This window comes from Dyella soli (genome assembly GCF_054482295.1).
On record NZ_JBTFFU010000007.1, the window covers coordinates 1 to 5,549 of the forward strand.

The window sequence follows — 5,549 nt, forward strand, 5'->3', positions numbered from 1 at the left end:
CAAAGACAAACGCCTTCCCGGATGGGAAGGCGTTTGAGGGATGAAGCCCCTGGCGGTGACCTACTCTTGCATGAAAGCTCACACTACCATCGGCGCAGCTGCGTTTCACTTCCGAGTTCGGGATGGGATCGGGTGGTACCACAGCGCTATAGCCGCCAGGGAAAAGGTGGGGACAGCGCACGGATGCGCCAGTCCCGCAAAGGGGTAAACGAGTGACAAGCGTCGAGGTGAAATTCGGATCAGATGGTTCGTTGAAGCGAGCTGTCCGTAAAGGATAGCGCGTTACAGCAAAGCGTCTTGGGGTTATATGGTCAAGCCGCACGGCTCATTAGTACGCGTAAGCTCAATGCATTGCTGCACTTCCACACCGCGCCTATCAACCACCTAGTCTTGATGGTGCCTTAAGGAGACTCGAAGTCTCGGGAGATCTCATCTTGGGGCGTGCTTCCCGCTTAGATGCTTTCAGCGGTTATCACTTCCGTTCGTAGCTACCGGGCAATGCCATGGGCATGACAACCCGAACACCAGCGGAACGTCCACTCCGGTCCTCTCGTACTAGGAGCAGCCCCCCTCAAATCTCCAACGCCCACGACAGATAGGGACCGAACTGTCTCACGACGTTCTGAACCCAGCTCGCGTACCACTTTAAATGGCGAACAGCCATACCCTTGGGACCGGCTACAGCCCCAGGATGTGATGAGCCGACATCGAGGTGCCAAACACCGCCGTCGATATGAACTCTTGGGCGGTATCAGCCTGTTATCCCCGGAGTACCTTTTATCCGTTGAGCGATGGCCCTTCCATACAGAACCACCGGATCACTAAGACCTACTTTCGTACCTGCTTGATCCGTCGATCTCGCAGTCAAGCACGCTTATGCCTTTGCACACAGTGCGCGATGTCCGACCGCGCTGAGCGTACCTTCGTGCTCCTCCGTTACTCTTTGGGAGGAGACCGCCCCAGTCAAACTACCCACCACACACGGTCCCTGATCCGGATTACGGACCTAGGTTAGAACGTCAAGCACTTCAGGGTGGTATTTCAAGGATGGCTCCACCGAAACTAGCGTCTCGGTTTCATAGCCTCCCACCTATCCTACACAGAAGAACTCAACGTTCAGTGTGAAGCTGTAGTAAAGGTTCACGGGGTCTTTCCGTCTTGCCGCGGGAACGCTGCATCTTCACAGCGATTTCAATTTCACTGAGTCTCGGGTGGAGACAGCGCCGCTGTCGTTACGCCATTCGTGCAGGTCGGAACTTACCCGACAAGGAATTTCGCTACCTTAGGACCGTTATAGTTACGGCCGCCGTTTACTGGGGCTTCGATCAAGAGCTTCGCCTTGCGGCTGACCCCATCAATTAACCTTCCAGCACCGGGCAGGCGTCACACCCTATACGTCCACTTTCGTGTTTGCAGAGTGCTGTGTTTTTGATAAACAGTCGCAGCGGCCAGGTTACTGCGACCCTTCTCAGCTCAGTCACGCACGTGACCACCAAAAAGGGCGCACCTTCTCCCGAAGTTACGGTGCCATTTTGCCTAGTTCCTTCACCCGAGTTCTCTCAAGCGCCTTGGGATTCTCACCCTGCCTACCAGTGTCGGTTTACGGTACGGTTTCTCTGTAGCTGAAGCTTAGTGGCTTTTCCTGGAAGCGTGGTATCAGTCACTTCGCCCAAAAGGGCTCGTCTCGGTGCTCGGCATAAAGAGGGCCGGATTTGCCTAACCCTCATGCCTACCGCCTTTCCCCGGGACAACCAACGCCCGGTAGACCTAACCTTCTCCGTCCCCACATCGCACTACAGACAAGTGCTGGAATATTAACCAGCTTCCCATCGACTACGCATTTCTGCCTCGCCTTAGGGGCCGACTCACCCTGCGCCGATGAACGTTGCGCGAGGAAACCTTGGGCTTTCGGCGTGGGGGCTTTTCACCCCCATTATCGTTACTCATGTCAGCATTCGCACTTCCGATACCTCCAGCAAGCTTCTCAACTCACCTTCACAGGCTTACGGAACGCTCCTCTACCGCGCACACTTGCGTGTGCACCCCGAGCTTCGGTGTATAGCTTAGCCCCGTTAAATCTTCCGCGCAGACCGACTCGACCAGTGAGCTATTACGCTTTCTTTAAAGGGTGGCTGCTTCTAAGCCAACCTCCTGGCTGTCTATGCCTTTCCACATCGTTTTCCACTTAGCTATAACTTTGGGACCTTAGCTGCGGGTCTGGGTTGTTTCCCTTTTCACGACGGACGTTAGCACCCGCCGTGTGTCTCCCGTACATTCTGTCCTGGTATTCGGAGTTTGCCATGGTTTACTAAGCCGCGATGGCCCGCTAGCCATAACAGTGCTCTACCCCCAGGAAGATTCATACGAGGCGCTACCTAAATAGCTTTCGAGGAGAACCAGCTATCTCCGAGTTTGTTTAGCCTTTCACTCCTATCCTCAGCTCATCCCCATCTATTGCAACAGATGTGGGTTCGGTCCTCCAGTGCGTGTTACCGCACCTTCAACCTGGCCAAGGATAGATCACTCGGTTTCGGGTCTACTGCCAGAGACTATGCGCCCTATTCAGACTCGGTTTCCCTTCGCCTCCCCTATACGGTTAAGCTTGCCACTGACAGTAAGTCGCTGACCCATTATACAAAAGGTACGCAGTCACCCTTGCGGGCTTCCACTGCTTGTACGTATACGGTTTCAGGGTCTATTTCACTCCCCTCTCCGGGGTTCTTTTCGCCTTTCCCTCACGGTACTAGTTCGCTATCGGTCAGTCAGGAGTATTTAGCCTTGGAGGATGGTCCCCCCATGTTCAGACAGGGTTTCTCGTGCCCCGCCTTACTCAATTTCACATCTAATGCCCTTTCGCCTACGGGGCTATCACCCGCTATGGCCGGCCTTTCCAAACCGTTCGGCTAAAACACTAGATGCTTTTGGGCTAGTCCGCGTTCGCTCGTCGCTACTGACGGAATCTCGGTTGATTTCTTTTCCTCCGGGTACTTAGATATTTCAGTTCCCCGGGTTCGCCCTGCATGGCTATGTATTCACCATGCAGTACTCCTTGCGGAGTGGGTTTCCCCATTCGGACATTGCCGGATCAAAGCTTGTTGCCAGCTCCCCGACACTTTTCGCAGGCTGCCACGTCCTTCATCGCCTCTGACTGCCAAGGCATCCACCGTATACGCTTGGTCGCTTGACCATATAACCCCAAGTCGCCTCGGGATTACTGTCCAAACAACGCGTTTGCTTGTGCCTCAACGACACATCTCGATTCGGTTTCGAACCAAGACGCTTGTCACTCGTTTACGTTTTCAATGAACACAAGAACGGCCACAGTGCCGCCTCGTTTCTAAATCTTTATGTGTGCGCTGCCTTCATTTCACGTCGCGTCACCAAATGGTGGAGCCAGTCAGGATCGAACTGACGACCCCCTGCTTGCAAAGCAGGTGCTCTCCCAGCTGAGCTATGGCCCCAAGTGATTTGGTGGTGGGTCTGGGAGGACTCGAACCACCGGCCTCACCCTTATCAGGGGTGCGCTCTAACCACCTGAGCTACAGACCCGGGAACCTTGTATCCGTGTGCCGCAAAAGCGAAACACGACCCGTAGAAGCGTGTTCTACGAAGCGTGATTTATTTGAAGAGTGTCGCCAGGGATGGCGACGTCTTGACTTTCGCTCTCCGCGACACGGATGTCGCGTGAAAAGAAGTGCAGGTGTCTTGTGTGGACGTCTTGCAGCAGCGAAAGCTGCCTATCTCGAAAGGAGGTGATCCAGCCGCACCTTCCGATACGGCTACCTTGTTACGACTTCACCCCAGTCATGAACCACTCCGTGGTCGTCGTCCCCCTTGCGGTTAGACTAACGGCTTCTGGAGCAACTCACTCCCATGGTGTGACGGGCGGTGTGTACAAGGCCCGGGAACGTATTCACCGCAGCATAGCTGATCTGCGATTACTAGCGATTCCGACTTCACGAAGTCGAGTTGCAGACTTCGATCCGGACTGGGATCGGCTTTCTGGGATTGGCTCCACCTCGCGGTATTGCAACCCTCTGTACCGACCATTGTAGTACGTGTGTAGCCCTGGCCGTAAGGGCCATGATGACTTGACGTCATCCCCACCTTCCTCCGGTTTGTCACCGGCAGTCTCCTTAGAGTTCCCACCATTACGTGCTGGCAACTAAGGACAAGGGTTGCGCTCGTTGCGGGACTTAACCCAACATCTCACGACACGAGCTGACGACAGCCATGCAGCACCTGTGTTCTGATTCCCGAAGGCACTCCCGCATCTCTGCAGGATTCCAGACATGTCAAGGCCAGGTAAGGTTCTTCGCGTTGCATCGAATTAAACCACATACTCCACCGCTTGTGCGGGCCCCCGTCAATTCCTTTGAGTTTCAGTCTTGCGACCGTACTCCCCAGGCGGCGAACTTAACGCGTTAGCTTCGACACTGATCTCCGAGTTGAGACCAACATCCAGTTCGCATCGTTTAGGGCGTGGACTACCAGGGTATCTAATCCTGTTTGCTCCCCACGCTTTCGTGCCTCAGCGTCAGTGTTGATCCAGATGGCCGCCTTCGCCACTGATGTTCCTCCCGATCTCTACGCATTTCACCGCTACACCGGGAATTCCACCATCCTCTATCACACTCTAGCTTGCCAGTATCCATTGCCATTCCCAGGTTGAGCCCGGGGATTTCACAACAGACTTAACAAACCGCCTACGCACGCTTTACGCCCAGTAATTCCGATTAACGCTTGCACCCTTCGTATTACCGCGGCTGCTGGCACGAAGTTAGCCGGTGCTTATTCCTCAGGTACCGTCAGCTCCATCGGGTATTAACCAATGGCATTTCGCTCCTGATAAAAGTGCTTTACAACCCGAAGGCCTTCTTCACACACGCGGCATTGCTGGATCAGGCTTGCGCCCATTGTCCAATATTCCCCACTGCTGCCTCCCGTAGGAGTCTGGACCGTGTCTCAGTTCCAGTGTGGCTGATCATCCTCTCAGACCAGCTATCGATCGTCGCCTTGGTAGGCCTTTACCCTACCAACTAGCTAATCGAACATCGGTCCGTCTAACCGCGCAAGGCCCGAAGGTCCCCTGCTTTCTCCCGTAGGACGTATGCGGTATTAGCGTAAGTTTCCCTACGTTATCCCCCACGTCTAGGTAGGTCCCGATGCATTACTCACCCGTCCGCCACTCGCCACCCACAGTATTGCTACTGCTGTGCTGCCGTTCGACTTGCATGTGTTAGGCATGCCGCCAGCGTTCAATCTGAGCCAGGATCAAACTCTTCACTTAAGTTTTCGACAGTCCGAAGACCGTCTATCTTTCTGAAGGGTGATCCCAACATAAAACGTCATTGCTGACTTATGTTGGACCCTTGCATTGCTTGGACAGTCATTCCGTCCGCTGCAAGGCGTCCACACAAGTCACCTGCGCACACTGTCAAAGATCTCAATCACTTGCGAACCGTTGCCGTTTTCGCGCCGGAACATTTCGTTCCGAGTGAGCCGCTCATCTTACATCGTTTTCCGTATCCGTCAACACCTTCAGCGAA

2 tRNA genes and 3 rRNA genes are annotated in these 5,549 nt (G+C 54.4%); all 5 read right to left on the reverse strand.

Going from position 1 to position 5,549, the window contains the following annotated elements:
- Nucleotides 1-47: 47 nt before the first annotated feature.
- Nucleotides 48-160: ribosomal RNA gene (gene rrf, locus ACXU4B_RS18060) — 5S ribosomal RNA — on the reverse strand.
- 147 nt (nt 161-307) lie between these two features.
- Nucleotides 308-3,187 (reverse strand): 23S ribosomal RNA (locus tag ACXU4B_RS18065).
- Nucleotides 3,188-3,385: 198 nt separating this feature from the next.
- Nucleotides 3,386-3,461, reverse strand: a tRNA-Ala gene (locus ACXU4B_RS18070).
- Between the two features lie 11 nt (nt 3,462-3,472).
- Nucleotides 3,473-3,549 (reverse strand) — tRNA-Ile (locus tag ACXU4B_RS18075).
- Nucleotides 3,550-3,745: 196 nt separating this feature from the next.
- Nucleotides 3,746-5,290: ribosomal RNA gene (locus tag ACXU4B_RS18080) — 16S ribosomal RNA — on the reverse strand.
- The 16S, 23S and 5S rRNA genes sit together here with 2 tRNA genes alongside, the layout of an rRNA operon.
- Between the last annotated feature and the right edge of the window lie 259 nt (nt 5,291-5,549).